Consider the following 23149-nt stretch of genomic DNA (forward strand, 5'->3'; position numbering starts at 1 on the left):
TTTTTCTTTTCCGGTTTTCTCCTTGCCTCACACGCCGGGCCGGTCCATGGCCCGGTACTGGATTGCTTCAGCCAGGTGCTCGGGGCGAATGTTCTCCTCACCGGCAAGGTCCGCGATGGTGCGCGCGACCTTCAGGATGCGGTGGTAGGCGCGCGCACTCAGCCGCAACCGCAGCATCGCCTGCTCGAGCAGCTGCTGACACGCCGTATCGATGCGGCAGAACTCGTCCACTTGCTTGTTGCTCAGCGTCTGGTTGGCGCAGCCGCTGCGCGCGAGCTGACGCTCGCGCGCGGCCGTCACGCGCGCCTGCACCGACTGCGATCCCTCGGCGGCCGCCGCCGTGCGCGAAAGGAGGACGTCCCTCGGGACCGAGGGCACCTCCACGTGCATGTCGATGCGATCAAGCAGCGGGCCCGAGACCCTTGCGCGGTACGTGCGGATGCGTTCCTCGGTGCAGCGACAGCGGCCCGAGGTGTCGCCGTGGTGCCCGCACGGGCAGGGGTTCATCGCGGCGACGAGCTGGAACCGCGCGGGGAACTCCGCTTGGCGCGCGGCCCGCGAAATCGTAATCGTGCCCGACTCGAGCGGCTCGCGCAGCACCTCGAGCACGGATCGATCGAACTCCGGAAGCTCGTCGAGAAACAGAACGCCGTGGTGCGCGAGCGAGATTTCGCCTGGCCGGGGGTGGCTGCCGCCGCCTACGAGAGCGACTCCGGAGGCCGTGTGGTGCGGCGCGCGAAACGGCCGCTCCTTCCACTGCGCCACCGTAAACCCCTTGTACGCGGAATGGATCGCGGCCACTTCGAGCGCCTCGTGGTCAGTAAGAGGCGGGAGGATCCCGGGCAGGCGACTGGCGAGCATGGTCTTCCCCGTCCCGGGAGGTCCGACGAGCAGCAGGCTGTGGGCACCTGCCGCCGCGATCTCGAGCGCGCGCTTCGCCTGATGCTGACCCCGGATGTCGCCCAGATCGGCAGCCTCCCCACGGCTGGCCGGGGGTTTCGTCGCCTGAGACGCAACCAGGTGGCGCTCCGCGGCGAAGTGGGCGGTGACCTCGAGCAGGTGACGCGCGCCGAGCACCCGGACGCCGTCCACCAGTGCCGCTTCCGGGGCGTTCGGCTCGGGCACGACCAGCGCACGCGGCTCTGATCGCGCGGCCAGGCTCGCGCTCAGCGCGCCCCGTACCGGGCGCAGCTCGCCCGTCAACGCCAGCTCGCCGATGAACTCGTGGCCTGCAAGGGCCGAACCGGGTATCTGCTCCGAGGCGGCGAGGATGCCGAGGGCGATGGGTAGATCGAAGCGCGCGCCTTCCTTGGGCAGATCGGCGGGCGCCAGATTGATGGTGATGCGCCTCGCCGGAAACTCGAAGCGTGCATTGAGCAGCGCCGCCCGCACCCGATCCTTGGCCTCTTTCACGGCCGCCTCGGGCAGTCCGACGATGGAGAGACTCGGCAGCCCGTTCGCGAGGTGGACTTCCACCGTTACCGCCGGCGCTTCGATGCCGACCTGCGCGCGGCTGTGCACGACGGCGAGTCCCATCCTTCTCCCTCCTCCCTGATGTTTCTTTTACTCTAGCGTGCGGCGAGTCGGCGCTCGAGCATCGCTATCCGCTCTTCCATTTCCTTCAGCTGCGCGCGCGTGCGCGCGAGCACGGCCTCCTGCACCTCGAGCTCCTCGCGCGTAACGAGATCCATCCGGTCGAGCACCGAGGCGAGCGCCGCGCGCACGTTGCGGTCGAGCTCCTCCGAACCGCGCGGCAGCGTGCGGGCCACGGCCGACAGGATGTCGTCGATCTTACGGGCGTCCATCGGGTCCTCCGCGCAAGCATAGGGGCTGTCGTCGCCAAAGCACCGGTGATCTGTGCGAGGTACGACGTACCGCGCGCGAGTATACCAGCGCTCGCCAACGGAGCGGCCGCACCGCAGCGGTGCAGGCACCCGGAATCCAAACGCCATGCTGGTGCACGCGCACCGGGACGAACGGCCATTGAACCAGTTAAGCCATTGCAAACCAACGGAAAAAGCACATGGCACGGGAACTGCTGAGGGCAGGCGCAGCGGAGCTTGGCGACAGGGCGGTTTCAGCTTTTTCCAACAACATGCAACGCGGCGAGCGATCCCGCGACTGGAGACGAACGATGAATCAGTTTGCAACCCGAATGTTGGCGATCGGACTCGCGGGGTGCGCGTGTGCGCCTGCCCTCGCCGCGGAGGACTCCCCCTTCAGCGCCAACGTGGCGGTGACGTCCGACTACCGCTTCCGCGGCGTCTCGCAGAGCGCCAAGGACCCGGCCCTTCAGGGCGGCGTCGATTACGCGCATCCGAGCGGCCTCTATCTCGGGGCCTGGGGCTCCACGATCGACTTTGAGGGATTCGACGACGACGCCAACCTCGAAGTCGACCTGTACGGCGGCTACAAGTGGAGCGGCGCCGGTGTGGACTGGGACGTCGGTCTCCTGCACTACGCCTACCCGGGCTCGGACAGCGATAACGATCTGCCCTTTACCGAAATCTACTTCGGCGGCACCTACGGTCCGGTCTTCGCAAAGTATTACTACACGAACGACTACACCGGCCCGACCGACGAGGCGGCGTACTACCTGACGGCGGGCGCCAACTTCGAGCTGGGCGGTGGCTACAGCCTGGGGATCTCCCTTGGCCAGTCGGCCGGTGACGGCGTGGACGAGTCGTTCGGCGACAGCTACGTCGACTACAAGCTCGGCGTCTCGAAGGAGTTCGCCGGATTCGGCTTCAACCTGGCCTACGTCGACACCGACATCGACCCGGAGATCGAGGACGACGTGTTCAACAGCGAAGGAACGGTCGTCCTGACGGTGTCGAAGGTGTTCTAGCGCGACGGGCGGCGCCCGGACATCGGCCGCCGCCCCGAACCGAGGAGAAGGAAAAATGAAATTCGTTACGGCCATCATCAAGCCCTTCAAGCTCGACGACGTGCGCGAAGCGCTGTCGGAGGTGGGCGTGCAGGGCGTCACGGTCACCGAGGTCAAGGGCTTCGGGCGGCAGAAGGGCCACACCGAGCTCTACCGCGGGGCGGAGTACGTCGTCGACTTCCTCCCGAAGGTGAAGCTCGAGGTGGCGATCGACGCGAAGATGCTCGACCGGGTGATCGAGGCGATCACCCGGGCCGCGCGCACCGACAAGATCGGCGACGGCAAGATCTTCGTCTTCGACCTGGAACACGTCGTACGCATCCGGACCGGCGAGACCGGCCCGGCGGCGCTTTAGAGGATAAGACCATGTTGATGCGATTCGATCCAAAACGGCTCTGGGGCGTCCTGGCGGCGCTGCTGCTCGGTGCGCTGCCGCTGCTCGCGTTCGGCCAGGACGCACCGGCGCCGGCCGAGGCGGCCGCGCCGGCCGCCCCCGTTCTGAATCCCGGCGACACCGCCTGGATGCTCACGGCGACGGCGCTCGTGCTCTTCATGACCATCCCGGGGCTCGCGCTCTTCTACTCGGGCATGGTGCGCGCCAAGAACGTGCTCTCGGTCATGATGCAGTGCTTCGCCATCACCGCGCTTGTTTCCGTGCTCTGGGCGCTCTACGGCTACAGCCTGGCGTTCTCGACGGGCGGCATGGAGAAGGGGGTGACCAACTTCTTCTCGTTCGTCGGCAACCTCGACAAGGCCTTCCTGCGCGGCGTCTCCGTGGAGAGCCTGACGGTCGCGGTGCCCGAGACCGTGTTCTTCACGTTTCAGATGACCTTCGCCATCATCACCCCGGCGCTCATCGTCGGCGCCTTCGCCGAGCGCATGAAGTTCTCGGCCATGCTGCTCTTCACGGCGCTCTGGGTCACGCTCGTCTACGCGCCCATCGCGCACATGGTGTGGAGCGGCGACGGCGCGCTCATGTGGGACTGGGGCGTGCTCGACTTCGCCGGCGGCACGGTGGTGCACATCAACGCCGGGATCGCGGGCCTCGTCGCCGCGCTCGTGCTCGGGCGGCGCAAGGGCTATCCCAAGGTGCCGATGATGCCGCACAACCTCGGCTACACGCTGATCGGGGCTTCGATGCTCTGGGTGGGCTGGTTCGGCTTCAACGCGGGCAGCGCGGTCGCCGCCAACGGGGCAGCCGGCATGGCCATGGCCGTGACCCAGATCGCGACGGCTGCCGCCGCGCTCGCGTGGATGTTTTCGGAGTGGGTTTCGCACGGCAAGCCCTCGGTGCTCGGCATCGCTTCGGGCGCGGTCGCGGGGCTCGTCGCCATCACGCCGGCCTCGGGCTTCGTCGGTCCCATGGGGGCGCTCGCGATCGGCGCCGCCTCCGGGGTGGGGTGCTTCATCGCCTCCGTCAAGGTGAAGCGCGCGCTCGGTTACGACGACTCGCTCGACGTCTTCGGCGTGCACGCGGTCGGGGGCATCGTCGGCGCCATCCTGACCGGCGTCTTCGCGGCGACGAGCCTGGGCGGCCTCAAGGAAGGCATCACGATCGGGGCCCAGGTGTGGACGCAGCTCCTCGGCGTCGGCTTCACCGTCGTCTACTGCGCGATCGGGAGCTACATCCTGCTCAAGATCGTGGATGCGATCGTGGGACTGCGCGTCAGCGAGGAACAGGAAACCGAAGGGCTCGACCTCGCGCTGCACGACGAGCGCGGGTACAACCTCTGACCCTCCAGGCAGGCAAGGCGAAGCGGGCGCGCAAGCGCCCGCTTTTTTTCATGGCAAGTGGGCCGTCTGGGCCGTCCAGAGGCGATCGTTGACGAGGAACTGCCCCCGGCGGATCGCTGCTTTGATGCGATACCGGTCACCGTCGGGCTGCAGCCAGCGGCCGAGCTCGTGGCGCGCCAGGTACAGGGGCATGGCGCGATCGACGACGCGCATGAGCGCCTCGCCGCGCAGCGCCGCCATTTCGCCATCGCTGAGCGCGCCTCGCGCCCGATATCCGGCGAGGTCCTGTTGAACCAGCGGCGCGACGAGCGGCCGCAGCAGCCGCCCCGGTATATTCAACTCTGCCTCGCCCCGCAGGGCCGTAAGCAGGCGCATCGGATTCGTACGCACGTCCGAATGACTGCCGTCGAGCACCATGCTCGCCTTCCCGGTGATTTCGCCGTTGGCCGTCTTCAGCGAGAGCCGCGTGACCTCGAGTTCCGGCGAACCCTCGGCCAGCGACGTCGCCAGCGCGAGCAGCTTGCCGACGACCATGAGCGAGGACTGCTGCTCCGGCAGGTTTCGGGCGTAGATCTCCTTGACCTCGTTGCTGAAACGCGCAAGCGACGCGAGATCGAGCTTGCGCACCTGGAGCGTCACCTGCCCGGGCCCGACCTTCTGACCGCCTGCCTGGACCTCGCCGATACGGTAATCCGTAACGAGCTCGAGGTGCGGACCCGAGGGTCGAGTGGTCGCCTTGATCGAGAGCCCCGCGACGTGCGTCTGTTCGCCGAGGGCGACGCGCGCCAGATCGACGGTCGTCGTGCCGAAGCTCACGCCTTGTGCGCCTTCGGCCATCTGCGAACCGAGGCGCAGGTTCGTGATCTCCAGCGGGCCGGGCATGGGCGCTTCCCCTGCGACGCGCAGGGAGGGAAGCGTGGCTTCCACCTCGTAACGCTTTAGATCCGCCGACGCGATGAGCGTCCCCGAGCCCGCCGCCCAATCGACCGTCCGCTGTCCCGGCGCCATCTCCTTTGACGATGCCAGCCGCAGACGGCTCTCGAGCGTCCCGTCCGACTTGACGACGGTATCGGCGACGACCGGCGGCCGGGGAAACGCGAGGTTCACGCTTTGTCCCGGCACCCGCAGGCCCGTCAGCTCCGAGCGCACGCGCGCGCGAAAGACATCGAGGTCGATCTCGCCCTCAAGCCAGCGATCCAGGCCGAGGGGGCCATGGACGATGTCGTGCGTCGTCGTCACGGTTGCCGGCGTGCCCTGCAACGCCAGCTCGATCTCGGCCCGGGAGCGCAGCGCGCCGCGCTCGTAACGCTTTACCGTGACCCGCGCGCCGACGCGCCGGCCCAGGTCGGTCGCGAGCGTCTGCAACGCGCTCTCCGCTTCCCGCCCGTACCAATAGGCGGCGGCGAACGGCGCGGCGAGCGCGAGAGCGACCAGGATCAGGAACCCGTAGAGTGCTTTCTTCTTCATGCCGCCTCCTTGGTACGGGGCCGAAGGCGCTTGCTTGCCCCTCAGGCCCCGATTCTGCCGGGGCTTAGGGGTTTATAGTTCAGCCGGGTGTCGCCCTCCAGGCCCGCCCGGTCAGGCGAGGCTTTTGCGCAGATACTCCGGGACGGCGAGGGCTCCCGCGTGCACGGCAGCGTTGTAGTAGCGGGTGGGAAACGGCCGGTCCGCCGCCGCCGTTTCGCGGAAACGGGGCAGTTTCGCATCCTTTGCGGCGAGGGTCGCACTCCACCATCCCGAGGGATAGGTGCACTGCGGAAAGTGCAGCATGGCGACTTCGCGGAAGCCGGCCGTCCGCATGGCGCGGTGAACGGCTTCGATGAGATCCGGGTGGAACAGGGGCGATTCGCTCTGACCGACGAGCAGGCCCTGCGGTGCCAGGGCCCGCAGGCAGTTGCGGTAGAAGTCTTCGGAGAAGAGCCCGGCCGCGGGCCCCACGGGATCCGTCGAATCGACGATGACGACGTCGTAGCTGTCCGGCGCAGCGCGCGCCACGAAGGCGATGCCGTCCTCGAAGTGGAACCGCGCCCGCGGATCGCCGTTCGACGCGCAGAGCTGCGGAAAGTACTGCTCCGCGACGCGCGTCACGCGCTCGTCGAGCTCGACCTGCTCCGCGACCTCCACGCTCGCGTGCTTGAGCACCTCCCTGAGCGTGCCGCAGTCGCCGCCGCCGATGATGAGCACGCGCCGGGGGTGCGGGTGCGTGAAGAGCGCGGGGTGCGACATCATCTCGTGATAGATGAAGTTGTCCCGGTCGGTGACCATGACCAGGCCGTCGAGCGTCATCAGGCGGCCGAAACTCTCGGTCTCGTAGATCTCGATCGTCTGATAGGGCGACCGCTCCTCGTGCAGCTTGCGCGCGATCTTGAGGGAGATCGCGGATCCCTGCCCGGCCCATTCCTCGGTGTACCAGCCGTCGTCCAGCGCCATGGGGTGCTCCGCTTTCGTGAGAGCGCGAACGATACCGAAGCCGCGCCGCGGGAAAAAGCGTCCGCTTCGTTTTCAACGGTTCGGCTTTCCTCCATAATGCGGCCCTCCCGCAACCCGCCCGCCCCGATGAGCTGGAGCAGCGACAAGGCCCGCGAGACGTACAACATCCCTTACTGGGGCAGCGGCTACTTCGACGTGAGCGCTCAGGGACACGTCGTCGCACGGCCCGATCCCGGGGCGGCGGGAACCATCGATCTCTACGAGCTCGCTCGATCCCTGCCTGCGCACGACCTCACGCTTCCCGTGCTGGTGCGCTTCTCCGGCATCCTGCAGCACCGCGTGCGCGCACTCTGCGCGGCCTTCGACCGCGCGACAGCCGCGCTCGGCTACCGGGGCCGCTACACCGCGGTATATCCGATCAAGGTGAACCAGCAGTCGAGCGTGGTCGAGGCGCTGCTCGCGCAGGGCGGCGACCGCATCGGGCTCGAGGCGGGGAGCAAGCCGGAGCTCCTGGCGGTGCTGGCCCGCTCGCACGAAGGCGGAATCGTCGTCTGCAACGGCTACAAGGATCGCGAATACATCCGCCTCGCCCTGATCGGCCGGCGCCTGGGGCACCGGGTCTACATCGTGGTCGAGAAGCTTTCCGAGATCGAGCTCGTGATCGAGGAGGCGCGTGCGCTTTCGGTCGAGCCGCTGCTCGGCGTTCGCGTGCGGCTCGCCTCTCTCGGCGCCGGCAAGTGGCAGAACACGGGCGGCGAGAAGTCGAAGTTCGGCCTTTCCGCCGCCGAGCTCCTGCGCGTCATCGAACGCCTGCGCGCCGCGGGAATGATCGACGCGCTGCGCATGATGCATTTCCACATGGGCTCCCAGATCGCGAACATCCGGCACGTGCAGGCGGGCGTGCGGGAAGCGGGTCGGTACTACGCCGAGCTGCGCCGCGCGGGCGCGCCGGTGGACGTGGTGAACGTCGGCGGCGGCCTCGGGGTCGATTACGAGGGCACGCGCTCGCGCAGCTTCTGCTCGATGAACTACTCGATCGACGAGTATGCGCACAACATCGTGCATGCGCTCGCCGACGTCTGCGCCGAGCTGCATCTGCCCCACCCCGATGTCGTGACGGAGTCGGGTCGAGCCATGACGGCCCACCATGCCGTGCTCGTCACGAACGTCATCGACCTCGAGCAGGCGCCGGGACTGGACCGCGTCGAGCCGGCCGGCGCCGACGAGCCGGTCGCGCTGCGCAACCTCAGCGAGGTGCTCGAGAACGTCGCGCAGCGCTCGCCGCTCGAGGCCTACCACGACGCGGCCTACTGGCTGAACGAGGCGCAGGGGATGTTCGCGCACGGCGTACTCGATCTCGCCGGCCGCGCGCGCGCCGAGCGCATGTACTTCGCGATCTGCAGGCGGGTGCGCGAGCGTCTGCAGCCCGGTGCCCGGGCCCACCGCGAGGTGCTGGACGAGCTGAACGAGAAGCTCGCGGACAAGTACTTTCTCAACTTCTCCCTGTTCCAGTCGGTCCCCGATCACTGGGCGATCGAGCAGATCTTCCCGGTCGTCCCTCTGCATCGCCTGGACGAGCCGCCGACGCGGCGCACGGTTCTGCAGGACATCACCTGCGATTCGGACGGGCGTCTGGACTGGTACGTGGACGGCGACGGCGTCGAAACCAGTCTCCCGCTGCACGAGCTCAAACCGGGCGAGCCGTATCTCGTCGGCATCTTCCTCGTTGGCGCCTACCAGGAGATCCTGGGCGACATGCACAACCTTTTCGGAGACACCGATTCGGTGCACGTGGATCTCGGTCCGGATGGCAGCGCGCGCCTCACGCAAGCGTTGCGCGGGGATACGGTCGACGACGTGCTCCGTTACGTCCACTTCGATCCAACGGAGCTGCTCGCCGCCTACCGGCGCAAGATCGACGGGGCGCGCGGCCTGACACCGGCCGAGCGGGAGAGCTATCTCGATGCCCTCGCTCAGGGTCTCAAGGGCTACACCTACCTCGAGGAGTAATCACCCGGCCGCCTCGGGTTTGAGCTTGAGGCGGATCGGCTTCAGCCCGAGCGTGCGCAACTGCTGGTCCGCGGCGTCGAGCTGCTCCACCCGGCTGTACGGGCCGAGCCGGACGCGGTGGAAGTCGCCGCGCCCCTCGATCGTCACCTTTTGGATGCGGGCGACGAGGCCTTGCAGAGCCAGGCGGGCCTTGAGCTGGTCCGCGTCGGTGAAGCTCGCGAACGACCCGGCCTGCAGCACGTACCGCACCCCGTCCTCCGCCTTCTCGGCCTTCGCGGTCCTCGTGTCCCGCGGCGAGCGGTCGGGCAGCACCGTCTCCATCTCCGGCAGGACCGTGTAGAAGTCGAGCTTCGGTCTGGCGGCGGGCGCAGCGGGCGGCTCGGGTTTCTTCTCCTCCGCGGGTTTCGGCCTGGCGGCGCTCTGGACGAGGCCCGCCAGACCGTCCCGGGATCCCCACCGTTTCGAGATCAGTTGCGTCACGAGCACCGCGCTGACCCCGAGCGCGAGCCCGAGCAGAAGCAGCAGCCAGGGCGGAAAACGCCCCACCCGACCCCGCAAGGCGCCGGCCGGGCGGCGCCGCCGGCGCGTTCGCACGGCTACATCGTCTCCGGCGCTGACACGCCGAGCAGACGCAGCCCGTTGGCGATGACCTGGCGCGTCGCCTCGACGAGCACGAGGCGCGCGTCGCGCAGTTCCGGCGCGTCGACCAGAAAGGTGTGCGAGTTGTAATAAGTGTGGAAGTCGTACGCGAGCTCGCGCAGGAAATGGGCGAGCTGATGCGGCTCGTGGGCGAGCGCGGCGGTCTCGACCACTTCCGGGTACCGCGCGAGACGCCCGATCAATGCCTGCTCGTGCGTCTCGGTCAGGAGATGCAGGTGGCGCTCGCCGTTGGCGGCATCGTGCGCGAGGCCCTTCTCCTTGAGCTGCTTGAACACGCTGCGCACGCGCGCGTGCGCGTACTGCACGTAGTACACGGGGTTGTCCGCCGACTGCGACCGCGCGAGGTCGAGGTCGAAGTCCATGTGCTGTTCGCACTTGCGCAGTACGTAAAAGAAGCGCGCCGCGTCGTTACCGACCTCGCGCCGCAGCTCGCGCAGGGTGACGAACTCGCCCGAGCGCGTGGACATCTGCACCTTTTCGCCGCCGCGGTAGAGCACCGCAAACTGCACCAGCAGCACGTCGAGCTTGCCCGGGTCGTCGCCGACGGCGGCGAGCGCCGCCTTGACCCGCGGCACGTAGCCGTGGTGATCGGCTCCCCAGATGTCGATGACGCGCGTGAACCCGCGCTCCATCTTGTTCACGTGGTAGGCGATGTCGTGTGCGAAGTAGGTCTTCTGGCCGTTTTCGCGCACGAGGACCCGGTCCTTTTCGTCACCGTAATCGGTCGACCGAAACCAAAGCGCCCCGTCCTTCCCGTAGGTGTGACCGCTCTGCTGCAGCCGCTCGATCACCCGATCGGCCGCGCCGGTCTCGACCAGGGCGCGTTCCGAGTACCACTCGTCATAGACGACGCCGAACTCCTCGAGATCCTGGCGGATGTCGTCCAGGATGACCGTGAGCCCGAGATCGAAGACCCTGCGGTAGTCGTCCGCACCGAGCGAGGCCTTCGCGCGTTCGATGAGGGCGTCGATGTGTCTCTCCTTGTCGCCCCCTTCGGCTTCGTCCGGCGGCACCTCCGCAAATACGTCGGCCGCGGCCCGCCGGTAGGCGTCGCCGCTTTCGCGGTGCAGCGTCGCGGCGATGTCATAGACGTAGTCTCCCTTGTAGCCGTTGGCGGGAAACGCGAACTTCTCGCCGCACAGCTCCAGGTAGCGGAGCCAGACGCTCGTGGCCAGGATGTCCATCTGGCGTCCGGCGTCGTTGATGTAGTACTCGCGATGCACCGCAAAGCCCCCGGCTTCCAGCAGGTTGGCGACCGTCGCGCCGTAGGCCGCCCCGCGCCCGTGCCCCACGTGCAGCGGACCCGTCGGATTGGCGGAGACGAACTCGACCTGCACCCGCTTGCCGGCGCCGGCGTTCGAGCGTCCGAAGCCGTCCCGTCTGGCCAGCACCTCGCGGACCACGTCGTGATAGGCGGCGGGGCTCAGAAAAAAGTTGATGAATCCCGGGCCCGCGATCTCGACCTTCGCGACGTGGGCGGAAGCAGGCAGTGCCCGAATCAGCCTTTCCGCGAGCTCGCGCGGTTTCGCCCGTGCCGTCTTCGCGTGCGCCAACGCGATATTGCTGGCGAAATCGCCGTGCTCCTTCGTCCGCGTGCGTTCGATCTCGAAGGAGGGAAGGGGTCCGTCCGGCAGCACGCCGCCGGCCTGCAAACCGGCCACGGCCTGCCTGAGCAGACTCTCGAGGTGATGCTTCAAGGTGGTTTCCCCGGGAAGCGCGGAACAGAGACGAGATGCAACGATTCTACCGGCCCGGGATCGAGGCGAGAAGCTCGCAACCCGTTGAACGGCCGCTCAGTCGGATTCGTACAGCATCGCTTCCAGCTCTCTCACGCTCGCCCGCTTCATGGGTCGCCCGTCGACCGGACTGAGCGGCGGTTCGCGGATGGCGCGCACGTCGAACACGCTCAACTCGACGGCCGCGTCCCCGGCGATCAGCCGGTAAGTGGGCAACACTTCCTGCCGGTCGCCGCCGAAGCGCATGCGCCGCTCTCCCTGCTCGTAAGGGATGCGATGCTCCTGCAGATGCAGCCCCACCTGTTCGGGCGTGTCCGCCGCCACGTGGAGCTGAATTTCCGATTCGGGCGTCACCGCCCCGATCAGGACCGGGCCGACGAGGCGTGGCTCGAACGGCGCGAGGAAGCGCATCGCTTCCAGCGCGAGCTCGCGCAACCGACGCAAATCGCGAGCCAGCCGCTCGCCGTGGAAAAGCCGCAGCCGCTCCTCGAGCGCGGCCTGAATTTCCTCGTTGCGCGGCAGGTAGCGGTTGTCGGCGAGGTTCAGCCGTTCCGCGGCCTTGCGCTTCGCCGTCTGGAAGTCGCGCACGCCCTCCTCGGCCATGATTCGGGCGGCCTCGAAGGTAACGCGCTGTCGCTTCTGGTCCTCGGCGCGCGAGCGCGCGCGGGGACGTTGCCGGCCGGTCATCAGAACAGCTTCTCGCGAATGTTGTCCGACGGCGGGGGTACCGGCGGCGCCCCGGTCTCGGGCATTTCCGCCGTTCCGGCCTCGGCCGTCCGGGGACCTTCGGCCGCGGCCGGCCCGCGTGCGAAGTACTCCTCGATCGCGTCGGGATCGCCCGCTGCTACCGGCTCTCCCGTCTCGGCGTGAACGTAGGACTTGGTGATGCCGTCGGGTGTCGCCACGGGGTTCTCGGCGATGCCCTCGAGCGCCACGCGCATGTAGTCGACCCACATCGGCAGGGCCGTACGCCCGCCGGCTTCCCCGCGCCCGAGAGAGCTCGCCTGGTCGAACCCCACCCACGCCGTGGCGGCGACTTCGTGGTTGTAACCGCTGAACCAGGCGTCCCTGTAATCGTCCGTCGTGCCGGTCTTGCCGGCGATGTCGCGGCGGCCGAGCACTTTGGCACCCGAGCCGGTTCCCTCGCGGATCACGTCCTGCATCATGCTCGTCATGAGAAAGTTGACCTCCGGCGTCAGCACGCGCGGCGCCGGCTGTGGCGGCTCGGCTGCTGTGCTCTCCTGGCCGCCGGCCGTCGGCACGGCGCGCGCCGTGCCCGGGGTCCGGGCGCCCACTGCCGAGCCGGGGCAGTCGCCGCACGCAACCAGCGGCCTGGCCTGTTCGAGGACGTTATGCCGCGCATCCTCGACGCGCGCGATGAAGTACGGTTCGACGCGAAAGCCGCCGTTCGCGTACACGGCGAAGGCCGAGGCCATCTGCAGCGGCGTCGCCGACGCGTTCCCGAGCGCCAGCGAAAGGTTTCGGGGCAACTTGTCCCGGGCGAAGCCGAAGCGGGTGAGGTAATCCGCGGCATAGGACGGGCCGATGGCGCGAACAAGGCGGATCGACACGGTATTGAGCGACAGCGCGAGCGCCTTGCGCAGTCGCGTCGGGCCGAAGAACCGGCGACTGTAGTTTTCCGGGCGCCATTCGTCCTCGAGATTGGCGTCCTCGATCACGATGGGCGCCCCGCTCACGGTGCTCGCCGGCGTGAAGCCCTTTTCGAGCGCGGCGGTGTAGACGAACGGTTTCAGACTGGATCCCGGCTGGCGCTCGGCCTGCGTCGCCCGGTTGAAGCTGCTCTGATAGAAGTCGAAGCCGCCGGCGAGCGCGAGGATCGCCCCGTCCCGCGGACGAAGCGAGACCAGCGCGCCGGCGACCTGCGGGATCTGTGCCAGGCGCCATCCGCCGTTCGCGGCGCCGGGCTGCGCTCCTTCCGGCGGCTCGACGTAGACGATGTCCCCGGGTTTCACGATCTGCGCGGCCACTTTCGGGGCGGCGCCCACGGTGTTCTCGTCGACGTGGGGTCGCGCCCAGGAAAGCGCTTCCCAGTCGAGGTTCACCGTGACGCCGTCCTGCGTGTAGATGGCGGCCGACTGCTCCTCGGTCGCAACGACGACGCCCGGCACCAAGTCACCGACAATGCGGTAGTCCTTGAGCGCATCGTCCAGCCGGTCCGCTTCGACCGGTTCGTTCAGGGTCACGTGGCCGGCCGGTCCACGGTATCCGTGACGGCGGTCGTACTCCAGCAGCGCCCGCCGCAATGCACGGTCGGCCGCCCGCTGATGGCGGCTGTCGATCGTCGTGTAGACGTGAAAGCCGCCGGCATAGGTCTTTTCGTCGTACGCCTCGAACATGTACTGCCGCACCATCTCCGCGACGTAAGGGGCGTCCGCTTCGTAGCGAAGCGCGTGGCGGCTCGCCGTGATCGGCGCGCTCACCGCCCGGTCGAGCGCCTCCTGGTCGATGTACCCGAGGCCGTGCATATGCCGCAGCACGTAATTGCGGCGCTCGAGCGCACTTTGCGGGTTGGTCAACGGGTTATCGCGCGACGGCGCCTTGGGCAGACCGGCGAGCAGCGCCACCTCGGCGAGGCTCAGCTTGTCGAGCGTGGTCCCGTAGTAAATCTGGGCGGCCGCCGCGAAGCCGTAGGCCCGATGTCCGAGAAAGATCTTGTTGATGTAGAGCTCGAGGATTTCGTCCTTGCTCAGCTCGCGCTCGATCTTGAACGCGAGCAGGATCTCCCTGAGCTTGCGGGTATAGGTCTTCTCCGGGCTGAGGAAGAAGTTGCGTGCCACCTGCATCGTGATGGTGCTCGCGCCCTGGCTGGTACCGCCCGCACGGAAGTTGCGCCAGGCGGCGCGCGCGATGCCGAGAAAGTCGACGCCGTGGTGGCTATAAAAGGAATGGTCCTCCGCCGACAGGATGGCCTGGATCAGGCGCGGCGGGACGTTCTCGATCTTCACCGGGATGCGCTTTTCCTCGCCGAACTCGGCGATCAGCTGACCGTCCGCGGTGTAGACACGCAGCGGAACCTTGAGCTCGACCTCGGAGAGATCGCGCACCGGCGGGAGCGTGGGCAGCAGCACCGCGGCGACGACGGCGAGGACGATGACCCCGGTCACGAACAGGCCGAGGAGCGCGAGGACGGCGACCTGCCAGGGCTTATGTGGCAGCCAGGAAGCGATCCTGGCGTGCGGACTCCCGGAACGATCCATGAAGCGTGGCGGGGATTAACGGATCAGCGGGCGCGCGGGGCGCGGGCACGCAGTATATAACGAAAAGGAGCGCACTCGGAGTTCGTTTGTCATTTCAAAAATCCATGGACTATAGTTCAAAGTACTATTCACCCACAATCTTAATATCCGGCGCAACTGCTTGTTAGCTAAAGCGAAATCCGTGCGCGGGCTTGCGGACGTCCTCTTCAAGAAGAGACGTCAGCCGCTCGTCGGCATCGACATCAGTTCCTCGGCGGTCAAGGTCCTCGAGCTCGCCAAGGACGGCGAGCACTTCCGCGTCGAGCGGTACGCGGTCGAGCCGTTGCCGCAAAACGCCGTCGTCGAGCACGCCATCGCCGAGGTCGAGCAGGTGGCGCAGGCCGTGGAGCGGGCGGTCAAGCGCTCGGGCACGCGCTGCAAGCACGCCGCGGTCGCGGTGCCCGCCGCCCACGTCATCACCAAGCTGCTCAAGATGCCGGCGAAGATGACCGACCAGGAACGCCAGGCGCAGATCGAGATGGAGGCCGACCACTACATTCCCTACCCGCTCGATGAGGTCAACCTGGATTACTGCGTCCTGCCGGTCGCTGATCCGAGCGCGACCGAGACCGACGTGCTGATGGCCGCCTGCCGCAAGGAGGTGGTCGATGATTACGTGGCGGTCATCCAGGGACCGGGCCTGACGCCGACCGTCGTCGACGTCGAGACCTACGCGATGGAGAACGCCTACGCGCTGATCGCCAGCCAGATGCCGGGGGCCGGACAGGAAAAGACGGTGGCCGTCGTGGACATCGGCGCCATGGCGACCACGATCAACGTCATGCACAACAACCGCTCGGTCTACACCCGCGACCATACGTTCGGCGGGCGCCAGCTGACGGAGGAGATCCAGCGCCGCTACGGACTATCCTACGAAGAGGCCGGCCTCGCCAAGAAGCAGGGCGGCCTCCCGGACAACTACCAGACCGACGTACTGCGGCCCTTCATGGAGGCGATGTGCCAGGAAATCATGCGCGCGCTCCAGTTCTTCTACTCGTCGAGTCCATTCAACAGCGTCGATCAGCTCCTGCTCGCCGGCGGATGCGCGCAGATACCGGGTATCGATGAGCTGGTCGCGGCCCGCATCGGCGTGCCGGCGATGGTCGCCAATCCCTTCGCCAGCATGTCGCTCGCTTCACGGGTAAAACCGCAGCTGCTCGGCAACGACGCTCCTTCGCTCATGATCTCCTGCGGACTCGCGCTTCGGAGCTTCGACGCATGACCACGCGCCTCAATCTCCTCCCCTGGCGCGAAATGCGCCGGCGGGAGCAGGATCGACAGCTCCTCACCATCGCCATCGGCGCCTGGCTGCTCATGGGCCTGATCGTCGCCTTTGCCCACTTCCGGATGAGCGACCTGATCGAAGCCCAGAACCACCGCAACGATTTTCTGCAGAAGGAGATCGCGAAGCTCGACGAGCAGATCAAGCAAATCGCGCAGCTCAAGAAAAAGCGCGCCGATCTCATCGCCCGCATGAACGTGATCCAGCAATTGCAGACGGATCGCACTCGCGTGGTCCGGATCTTCGATGAACTGGTCCGCCGACTTCCAGAGGGCGTGCACTTCAGCGGCCTCAAGCGGACCGGCGACAACCTGGCCCTTTCCGGCGTTGCTCAGTCCAATGCGCGTGTGTCGGCCCTCATGCGCAATCTCGCCACGTCAGACTGGTTCGCGGATCCGTCGCTCGATGTCATTAACGTAAAACAGAAGGGAAGTGATCGTGTGAGCGAGTTCTCGCTCAAGGTAAAGAACTTGGTGAAGAAAGCGAGTGCGCCGGAGGCCGGCACATGACGCTCGATGAACTTCGCAACCTGAATGTCAACGACCCTTCGTCTTGGCCTCTGCCGGTCAAGATCGCCGGCGTCCTTGCGATCTGTGCCCTGATTCTTGGCGGCGGGTACCACTTCGTGATCGCCGACGAGATACTGGAACACGAAAGGGCTCAACTGAAGGAAGTGCAGCTTCGCGACACCTATCTCAACAAGAAACTTCAGGCGATAAACCTCCCGGCGTACAAGGCGCAGTTGGAGGAAATCGAGCGTACCTTCGGCAGCCTTCTCCGACAGCTCCCGAACACAACCGAAGTGCCGGACCTCCTGGTCGATATCACGCAGGCCGGCCTCGGGCGCGGGCTTGAATTCGTGCTGTTTCGACCTGAAGCCGAGCAAAAGCGGGACTTTTACGCTGAGCTTCCGATCAGCCTTCAGGTTACCGGCAGCTATCATGAATTCGCATCATTCGTGAGCGATGTGGCGGCACTTCCGCGCATAGTGACCTTTGGCGATGTCACTGTTAGCGGGGCAAAAGACGGCAAGAGTGCAATTTTGAACGTAGTCGCGACAGCGCGGACCTATCGATATCTGGATCCAGGCGAAGGTGCAGCCCCACCCACGCCGAAGGCCAAGTCCAAGAAGAATTCCAAGGCAAAGCGATGAGATTCGTCGACCCCCGATTTCTGGCGGCGTCCCTCATTCTGCTGCTCCTAAGCGCTTGCGCCGACGACGGCATGGACGACCTGCGGCATTTCGTGGAAACGGCTCACCAAGGCAAACAGCCGCGAATCGAGCCTCTCCCGGAAATAAAGACGCAGGAGCAGTTTTCGTACGGGGCGGTCAACTTGCGCGACCCTTTCACGCCTCGCAACCTGAAGGCCCAGGCGGGTCAGAGCGGCGGAGGACCTCGACCGGACATGAACCGACGACGCGAGGCCCTCGAGGAATTCCCGCTTGATGCCCTCAAGATGGTCGGAACACTTCAACAGGGCAAGCAGGCCTGGGTGGTAATCCAGGCGCCGGACGGATCGGTGCACAGAGCGACTGTTGGAAATCATCTAGGACAAAACTTCGGCGCAATAACGCGAATCACCGAGGACAAGATCAACCTCATCGAGCTCGTTCAGGGGCCGCTGGGTGACTGGATCGAGCGGGAGTCGAGCCTTGCGCTCGCGGAATAAGAACATGGCGAAAGGTACGCATATGAGAGACTGCATTCGCACAGGCGGCCGATCCGTTGGTCGCTTTGTCCTGTTGGCGGGCCTGCTTGCCGTGAGCGTTGCCGCGAACGCCGGCGAGATCCAGTCCCTTGACTGGGTCCCGGACGCCGAGAAGCCGACCTTGAGAATACGTGTGTCTGGCGAGGCGCCCTACCAGGTCGAGTCGCTGGAGGGCGGTGAGCGGCTCCGTTTGCGGTTCCCGGACGCCCGTTTGGGCAGCTCGGTGGTCGAGGTTCGGGGGCAGAAATACGTAAAAGGCGCGTACCCCTATCTGGCGGACGCGGGCCGCGCGGTCAATATCGATCTGCTGCTGGTCGGTCCCGGGCGCCTTGATGTCCGCGCGACAGCGCAGGGTTACGACGCGGTCGTCCTCGGTGCTGGCAGCGCGGATGCGCCTGCCGAGACCGTGCCCGCCGCCGACCAGAACGAAATCCGGGAGATCGTTCACGCCAAGTTGCCCGGCGATCGGGTTCAGATCGTGATTCGGACGGCCAAACGGCCGGCGGAGCCGCAGAGCTTTTCAATCACCAATCCGGCGCGGATCTCGCTCGATTTTGCCGACACCCGCGTGGCCATGCCGACGAAGACCGTGCCGGTCAAGCAGGGGGCCGTGCTCAGCGTGACAGCCATAGAGGCAGAGGGACGATCACGCGTGGTGCTGAATCTCCTGAAGTCCGTCGCCTATACGACGGCGATCGATGAGACGGGCTACGTCGTGACGCTCGATCCTCCCGTGTCCGCCATCGCTGGCACCGAGCAGCCAAAGACCACCCGCTTCACGAGCGCACGCAAAGGCGGAAAGTTCAGCCTGAAGAACATAGACTTCAGGCGCGGTCCACAGGCGGACGCGAAGATCGCGGTCAAGCTCTCCGATCCGGCGGTGGGTGTCGACATCCGCGAGCAAGCTGGCGAAATCATCCTCGACTTTCTCGATACAAGCGCTCCGGCCGAACTGCAGCGCCGCCTCGACGTCGTCGATTTTGCCACCCCGGTCCAGACGATCGACACGTTCGTGCAGGGAAGCAAGACGCGCATGGTGATTACGCCCAAGGGACGTTACGAGCACGTGGCGTACCAGACGGGCGACGTGTTCACCGTCAGCGTGAAGCCGATCATCGAGAAGCCCGACGAGAAGCAGGTCGACGAGTTCGGCTACTCGGGTGAAAAGCTGTCGCTGAACTTCCAGAACATTGACGTGCGGGCGGCATTGCAGGTGCTTGCCGACTTCACCGGTCTCAACTTCGTCGTGAGTGACACCGTCAAGGGCAGCCTGACCCTTCGCTTGAAGGACGTGCCTTGGGACCAGGCGCTCGATCTCATCGTGGACGCCAAGAGCCTGGCAGTCCGGCGCAAGGGTAACGTGATCACCGTGGCGCCCGCCGCGGAAGTCGCGGCCAAGGAGAAGGCGGCGCTAGAAGCGACCAAGGCCGTCATTGAGCTCGAGCCTCTGGTGTCCGAGCTCATCCAGATCAATTATGCCAAGGCGGCAGACATCGCCAACCTTCTCAAGTCGATCAAGGCGATCACGACTTCGGCCGGATCGCATCCCGTCTTCCACGAGTCTGTCGCCATTACCAAAGAGAGCACCGATTCGAACACGCTGCTCTCGCCGCGTGGACAGGTTACGGTCGACACGCGGACCAACTCGCTTCTGATCCAGGACACGCCCGGCAAGCTGAGGGAGATACGCAAGCTGATCGCCAAGCTCGACCAGCCGGTGCGCCAAGTGATGGTTGAGACGAGACTAGTCGAAGCGACTGACAGCTACGCCCGGTCCCTCGGGGCGCGACTCGGGCACATCAATGAGAATATTGACAGCAATAAGGCCACGCTCACGACTGGCAAGCTGGAGACGCTCGAGCCCTGGGTGAACGATGGCGAATTCGAGTTCGTTCCGAGCGGCCTGAACGTCAATCTTCCCTCACCGGGCATCGGCAACTCGGTTGCCGGTGCCTTCACCTTCGCGTTCTTCAAGAACGGAAGGATTCTCGAGCTGGAGTTGTCTGCGCTTGAGCAGGACGGCAAAGGCAAGATCATCTCGAGTCCGCGCGTCATCACGGCAAATCAGAAGAAGGCGACCATCGAGCAGGGTCAGGAGCGTGTGTTCACCACCTCGGTACTCGGCGTCGGCCAGGTGATCACGAAGAAGGCGACCCTCAAGCTCGAGGTCACGCCGCAGATCACCCCCGACGAGCGGATCAATCTCGAGGTGAATATCAGCAAGGACAACTTTGCGGATGCGGTTCAGGGCCTATTAAACGTCAAGCAAATCAACACCCAGGTCCTGCTCGACAACGGCGAGACGGTTGTGATCGGGGGCATTTTCGAGCAAGACAACGGGACGACGGTCACGCAGATACCGTTCTTCGGCGACCTCCCGCTGATCGGGTGGCTCTTCAAGAGCAAGGAAATCAAGGACAGCAAGACGGAGCTGTTGATCTTCCTTACACCGAAGCTGCTCTCCCACAACACCAGCCTCCGCTAGACGCGCGCCCGGCCCGGCCGGGGCGCGTCCGCTTGATTTATTCAATCCGGGCTGGCATACCGCTCGCATGAGCGGATCGGGCAGCGTCTTTCTGATCGGCCCGATGGGCGCGGGCAAATCCACCATCGGCCGGCATCTGGCGGAACTTCTGCGCAAGGAGTTCGTCGACTCGGATCACGAGATCGAGCGCCGCACCGGTGCGAGCATCCCGCTCATCTTCGAAATCGAGGGCGAGCCGGGTTTTCGCCGGCGGGAATCCGCCGTGCTGGAGGAGCTCACGGCGCGCGCCGACATCGTCCTCGCGACCGGCGGCGGAGCCGTGCTGGCCGAGGACAACCGCGAAACGCTGCGCGCGCGCGGCACGGTCGTGTATCTGGAGGCGCCGCTCGACACCCTCCTGGCGCGCACTCACCGGGACAAGAACCGGCCACTCCTGCAGGACGGGGACCGGCGAGGCAGGCTGGAGGAAATCCTGCGTGTCCGGGAGCCGCTCTACCGCGCCACGGCGCATCTGGTCGTCGCCACCGACCACCGGGCGCCGGCCGTGATCGCGCAGGAGATTGCCGCCAAGCTTCGTGAACCGAGAGCGCATGAGAACGCTACAGCTTGAGCTGGGTGAGCGCAGCTACCCGATCCACATCGGCCCGGGCCTGCTCGCGCGCCCGGACCTGATCACGCCTCACGTCGCCGGACGACGGGCCGCGATCGTGACGAACACGACCGTGGGTCCCCTTTACCTCGAAACGCTGCGTGCCGCGCTCGCGGGCCACGATCCGCTGGTCATCACGCTTCCCGACGGCGAGGAGTTCAAGACGCTGGAGACGCTCAACCGCGTCTTCGATGCGCTCCTGACGGCACGCTGTGACCGGCGCACGACGATCGTCGCGCTCGGGGGCGGCGTGGTCGGTGACATGGCCGGGTTCGCCGCCGCCTGCTATCAGCGCGGAGTGCCTTTCATTCAGGTGCCGACGACCCTGCTGGCCCAGGTCGACTCGTCCGTCGGGGGCAAGACGGGCGTGAATCACCCCCTCGGAAAGAACATGATCGGCGCCTTCTACCAGCCGCGTGCCGTCATTATCGATACGGACACGCTCGCGTCGCTCCCGGACAGGGAGCTCTCGGCCGGACTCGCCGAGGTCATCAAGTACGGCCTTATCCGCGATCCCGAGTTCTTCGACTGGCTCGAGGCGAACATCGACCGGCTGCTGGATCGCGACCCCGAGGTCCTGTCCTGCGCGATCGAGTGCTCTTGTCGCAACAAGGCCGAGGTGGTGGCGGCCGACGAGCGCGAAGGCGGCGTGCGCGCCATTCTCAACCTCGGCCACACGTTCGGCCACGCCATCGAAACCGGGATGGGGTACGGTGCCTGGCTCCACGGCGAGGCCGTGGCCGCCGGGATGGTCATGGCGGCCGATCTTTCGCAGCGGCTCGGCTGGCTTTCCGGGGGGGATGTCGCCCGCGTCGAACGCCTGATCGCCCGCGCGCGCCTGCCGGTCGCGGCCCCGGCCCGGCTCACCCCCGAGCGCATGCGCGAGCTGATGAACGTCGACAAGAAAGTCCTGGACGCCCGACTTCGATTCGTGCTGCTCAAGCGGATCGGGGAGGCGGTGATCACGGCGGACGTGCCACCCGGGCAGCTCGGCCGCACCCTCGCCGAACGCCGAGCGGCCTGAGGCGCGGCGATGACCGAGACGCCGGGCGGACTCGCGCCCTACGCCGCCACCGAAGCGACGTCGCGCGGGCGACAGCACGCCGAGCCGCCGCCGCGCTTCCGCAGCGAGTACCAGCGGGACCGTGACCGCATCATCCATTGCGCCGCGTTCCGGCGACTCGAGTACAAGACCCAGGTCTTCGTGAACCACGAGGGCGATCTCTTCCGCACCCGCCTCACGCACTCGATCGAGGTCGCGCAGATCGGGCGCTCGATCGCCCGGGCGCTGGGGCTGAACGAAGATCTCACCGAGGCCATCTCTCTGGCGCACGACCTCGGGCACACGCCGTTCGGCCATACGGGACAGGACGCGCTCAACGAATGCATGCGCGATTTCGGCGGCTTCGAGCACAACCTGCAGTCGCTGCGGGTGGTCGATCTCCTGGAAGAACGCTATGCCGAGTTTCCGGGCCTGAACCTGACGTTCGAGGCGCGCGAGGGCATCCTCAAGCACTGCTCCGTCAAGCACGCCCGGGACCTGGGCGAACTGGGCCGGCGGTTTCTGGAAAAGCGCCAGCCGGGGCTCGAGGCACAACTCGCGAACGTGGCGGACGAAATCGCCTACAACAACCACGACGTCGACGACGGCCTGCGCTCGGGGCTGCTGACGGTCGAACAGCTGCGCGAGGTGCGAAGCTTCAACGAACACTACGAGGCGGTTGACCGACGTTACCCCGCGCTGCCGCCCCGCCGGCGGATCTACGAGACGATACGGCGCATGATCGATGTCGTCGTGACGGATCTCATCGAGGAGAGCCGGCGGCGCATCGGCGCCGCCGGCGTGGCGAGCATCGAGGAGGTACGGTGTCAGCCGGCGCCGCTCATCGGTTATGGCCACGACGTCGGCGAGCTGACGCTCGGGCTCAAGCGCTTTCTGCGCCAGAACCTCTACGCGCATCCGCGGGTGAAGGAGGTCAGCGCGAAGGCGGCAAAGACCGTGCAGGACCTCTTCAATGCGTACCGTCACGATATTCGGCTGCTGCCGCCCCAGTACCAGGACCGTATCGTCCAATCCGACCTTACGAACGACGAGGCTTATCGGGCGCGGGTCATTGCCGACTACATCGCCGGAATGACCGACCGCTACGCCATCCGGGAACACGCGCGGCTCCTCAACTCGCGCGACTGGTCCTGACTCCCGGGGGATGAACGCCGCGGCAGGCGTCATCGAGCGCATCGGCATACCCACACTGCGCGATTGAACGCACCGGAAGCGCGGCTGTATACTTTTCCGCCCTTTGCCCGCG

Annotated in this window: 20 protein-coding genes; 12 read left to right on the plus strand and 8 right to left on the minus strand. The window is 66.4% G+C overall.

What is annotated here, in order from left to right; translation table 11 throughout:
- Positions 1-27: 27 nt before the first annotated feature.
- Together SVA_RS00185 and SVA_RS00190 are read right to left on the minus strand one after the other, a co-directional pair.
- The gene (locus SVA_RS00185) at positions 28-1536 is read right to left on the minus strand and encodes a YifB family Mg chelatase-like AAA ATPase (protein WP_096457074.1); all 1509 of its coding nucleotides are present in this window, start codon (positions 1534-1536) and stop codon (positions 28-30) included.
- 32 nt (positions 1537-1568) lie between these two features.
- Positions 1569-1805 (minus strand): accessory factor UbiK family protein, encoded by a 237-nt coding sequence (locus tag SVA_RS00190; RefSeq protein WP_096457077.1) that lies wholly within the window; start codon positions 1803-1805, stop codon positions 1569-1571.
- Positions 1806-2134: 329 nt separating this feature from the next.
- On the opposite strand from SVA_RS00190, the gene SVA_RS00195 reads away from it, so the two are divergent.
- Genes SVA_RS00195 through SVA_RS00205 form a run of 3 tightly spaced genes read left to right on the plus strand, consistent with a single transcriptional unit; the run spans position 2135 to position 4621 of the window.
- Entirely contained in the window at positions 2135-2848 is a 714-nt protein-coding gene (locus SVA_RS00195; protein WP_169923911.1) for a TorF family putative porin, read from the plus strand.
- A 55-nt stretch (positions 2849-2903) separates the two neighbouring features.
- Positions 2904-3242: a P-II family nitrogen regulator gene (glnK, locus tag SVA_RS00200; protein WP_096457083.1), complete on the plus strand. Its 339-nt coding sequence runs from the start codon at positions 2904-2906 to the stop codon at positions 3240-3242.
- 17 nt (positions 3243-3259) lie between these two features.
- A complete protein-coding gene (locus SVA_RS00205; RefSeq protein WP_096462755.1) occupies positions 3260-4621 on the plus strand; it encodes an ammonium transporter in 1362 nt (453 codons plus the stop codon).
- A gap of 48 nt (positions 4622-4669) precedes the next feature.
- Here SVA_RS00205 and SVA_RS00210 read toward each other — a convergent pair whose 3' ends face one another.
- Entirely contained in the window at positions 4670-6088 is a 1419-nt protein-coding gene (locus SVA_RS00210; RefSeq protein ID WP_096457086.1) for a DUF945 family protein, read from the minus strand.
- Between the two features lie 111 nt (positions 6089-6199).
- Complete coding sequence (gene speE, locus SVA_RS00215) at positions 6200-7051, minus strand: polyamine aminopropyltransferase (protein ID WP_096457089.1); 852 nt, start codon at positions 7049-7051, stop codon at positions 6200-6202.
- A 126-nt stretch (positions 7052-7177) separates the two neighbouring features.
- Between speE and speA the strand changes: the two genes are divergently transcribed.
- Positions 7178-9061: a biosynthetic arginine decarboxylase gene (gene speA, locus SVA_RS00220; RefSeq protein ID WP_096457092.1), complete on the plus strand. Its 1884-nt coding sequence runs from the start codon at positions 7178-7180 to the stop codon at positions 9059-9061.
- On the opposite strand, the gene SVA_RS00225 is transcribed toward speA, so the two are convergent.
- The 4 genes from SVA_RS00225 to SVA_RS00240 all read right to left on the minus strand — a co-directional run bounded on the left by SVA_RS00225 (position 9062) and on the right by SVA_RS00240 (position 14675).
- Positions 9062-9655 carry an SPOR domain-containing protein gene (locus SVA_RS00225; RefSeq protein ID WP_096457095.1) on the minus strand — a complete coding sequence of 198 codons (594 nt, stop codon included), beginning with the start codon at positions 9653-9655 and terminating at the stop codon, positions 9062-9064. It lies immediately after the preceding gene.
- A 2-nt stretch (positions 9656-9657) separates the two neighbouring features.
- Positions 9658-11418 (minus strand): arginine--tRNA ligase, encoded by a 1761-nt coding sequence (gene argS / locus SVA_RS00230; protein WP_096457098.1) that lies wholly within the window; start codon positions 11416-11418, stop codon positions 9658-9660.
- A 96-nt stretch (positions 11419-11514) separates the two neighbouring features.
- A complete protein-coding gene (locus tag SVA_RS00235; RefSeq protein ID WP_096457101.1) occupies positions 11515-12144 on the minus strand; it encodes a hypothetical protein in 630 nt (209 codons plus the stop codon).
- Positions 12144-14675, minus strand: a complete 2532-nt coding sequence (locus SVA_RS00240) for a penicillin-binding protein 1A (RefSeq protein WP_096457104.1) — start codon at positions 14673-14675, stop codon at positions 12144-12146. Before SVA_RS00240 ends, SVA_RS00235 begins: the two co-directional genes overlap by 1 nt.
- A 181-nt stretch (positions 14676-14856) precedes the next feature.
- Between SVA_RS00240 and SVA_RS00245 the strand changes: the two genes are divergently transcribed.
- The 8 genes from SVA_RS00245 (at position 14857) to SVA_RS00280 (ending at position 23037) form a co-directional block, all read left to right on the plus strand.
- Complete coding sequence (locus tag SVA_RS00245; protein WP_096457107.1) at positions 14857-15936, plus strand: pilus assembly protein PilM; 1080 nt, start codon at positions 14857-14859, stop codon at positions 15934-15936.
- Positions 15933-16505, plus strand: coding sequence for a PilN domain-containing protein (locus SVA_RS00250; RefSeq protein WP_096457110.1), 573 nt, complete (start codon positions 15933-15935; stop codon positions 16503-16505). The genes SVA_RS00245 and SVA_RS00250 overlap by 4 nt, the downstream gene beginning before the upstream one ends.
- Positions 16502-17149 (plus strand): type IV pilus inner membrane component PilO, encoded by a 648-nt coding sequence (locus SVA_RS00255; RefSeq protein WP_096457113.1) that lies wholly within the window; start codon positions 16502-16504, stop codon positions 17147-17149. Before SVA_RS00250 ends, SVA_RS00255 begins: the two co-directional genes overlap by 4 nt.
- A complete protein-coding gene (locus SVA_RS00260) occupies positions 17146-17667 on the plus strand; it encodes a pilus assembly protein PilP (protein ID WP_096457116.1) in 522 nt (173 codons plus the stop codon). Before SVA_RS00255 ends, SVA_RS00260 begins: the two co-directional genes overlap by 4 nt.
- 4 nt (positions 17668-17671) lie before the next feature.
- Complete coding sequence (locus SVA_RS00265; RefSeq protein ID WP_096457119.1) at positions 17672-20191, plus strand: type IV pilus secretin PilQ; 2520 nt, start codon at positions 17672-17674, stop codon at positions 20189-20191.
- Positions 20192-20258: 67 nt separating this feature from the next.
- Positions 20259-20801, plus strand: a complete 543-nt coding sequence (aroK, locus tag SVA_RS00270) for a shikimate kinase AroK (protein ID WP_096457122.1) — start codon at positions 20259-20261, stop codon at positions 20799-20801.
- Positions 20782-21864: a 3-dehydroquinate synthase gene (aroB, locus tag SVA_RS00275; RefSeq protein WP_096457125.1), complete on the plus strand. Its 1083-nt coding sequence runs from the start codon at positions 20782-20784 to the stop codon at positions 21862-21864. Before aroK ends, aroB begins: the two co-directional genes overlap by 20 nt.
- 9 nt (positions 21865-21873) lie before the next feature.
- Positions 21874-23037, plus strand: a complete 1164-nt coding sequence (locus SVA_RS00280; protein ID WP_096457127.1) for a deoxyguanosinetriphosphate triphosphohydrolase — start codon at positions 21874-21876, stop codon at positions 23035-23037.
- Positions 23038-23149 lie beyond the last annotated feature (112 nt).

Origin of the sequence: Sulfurifustis variabilis (assembly GCF_002355415.1) — a bacterium.
Lineage (GTDB): Bacteria > Pseudomonadota > Gammaproteobacteria > Acidiferrobacterales > Sulfurifustaceae > Sulfurifustis > Sulfurifustis variabilis.

What these genes read in the sequence shown, in the direction of transcription:
- SVA_RS00250 (WP_096457110.1), top strand. Translation starts at nt 15,933, where the DNA reads ATGACCACGCGCCTCAATCTCCTCCCCTGGCGCGAAATGCGCCGGCGG.
- SVA_RS00240 (WP_096457104.1), bottom strand. Translation starts at nt 14,675, where the DNA reads ATGGATCGTTCCGGGAGTCCGCACGCCAGGATCGCTTCCTGGCTGCCA.
- SVA_RS00190 (WP_096457077.1), bottom strand. Translation starts at nt 1,805, where the DNA reads ATGGACGCCCGTAAGATCGACGACATCCTGTCGGCCGTGGCCCGCACG.
- SVA_RS00260 (WP_096457116.1), top strand. Translation starts at nt 17,146, where the DNA reads ATGAGATTCGTCGACCCCCGATTTCTGGCGGCGTCCCTCATTCTGCTG.
- SVA_RS00235 (WP_096457101.1), bottom strand. Translation starts at nt 12,144, where the DNA reads ATGACCGGCCGGCAACGTCCCCGCGCGCGCTCGCGCGCCGAGGACCAG.
- aroB (WP_096457125.1), top strand. Translation starts at nt 20,782, where the DNA reads ATGAGAACGCTACAGCTTGAGCTGGGTGAGCGCAGCTACCCGATCCAC.
- SVA_RS00255 (WP_096457113.1), top strand. Translation starts at nt 16,502, where the DNA reads ATGACGCTCGATGAACTTCGCAACCTGAATGTCAACGACCCTTCGTCT.
- speA (WP_096457092.1), top strand. Translation starts at nt 7,178, where the DNA reads ATGAGCTGGAGCAGCGACAAGGCCCGCGAGACGTACAACATCCCTTAC.
- speE (WP_096457089.1), bottom strand. Translation starts at nt 7,051, where the DNA reads ATGGCGCTGGACGACGGCTGGTACACCGAGGAATGGGCCGGGCAGGGA.
- SVA_RS00210 (WP_096457086.1), bottom strand. Translation starts at nt 6,088, where the DNA reads ATGAAGAAGAAAGCACTCTACGGGTTCCTGATCCTGGTCGCTCTCGCG.
- SVA_RS00185 (WP_096457074.1), bottom strand. Translation starts at nt 1,536, where the DNA reads ATGGGACTCGCCGTCGTGCACAGCCGCGCGCAGGTCGGCATCGAAGCG.
- SVA_RS00280 (WP_096457127.1), top strand. Translation starts at nt 21,874, where the DNA reads ATGACCGAGACGCCGGGCGGACTCGCGCCCTACGCCGCCACCGAAGCG.
- SVA_RS00265 (WP_096457119.1), top strand. Translation starts at nt 17,672, where the DNA reads ATGGCGAAAGGTACGCATATGAGAGACTGCATTCGCACAGGCGGCCGA.
- glnK (WP_096457083.1), top strand. Translation starts at nt 2,904, where the DNA reads ATGAAATTCGTTACGGCCATCATCAAGCCCTTCAAGCTCGACGACGTG.
- SVA_RS00195 (WP_169923911.1), top strand. Translation starts at nt 2,135, where the DNA reads ATGAATCAGTTTGCAACCCGAATGTTGGCGATCGGACTCGCGGGGTGC.
- SVA_RS00205 (WP_096462755.1), top strand. Translation starts at nt 3,260, where the DNA reads ATGCGATTCGATCCAAAACGGCTCTGGGGCGTCCTGGCGGCGCTGCTG.
- aroK (WP_096457122.1), top strand. Translation starts at nt 20,259, where the DNA reads ATGAGCGGATCGGGCAGCGTCTTTCTGATCGGCCCGATGGGCGCGGGC.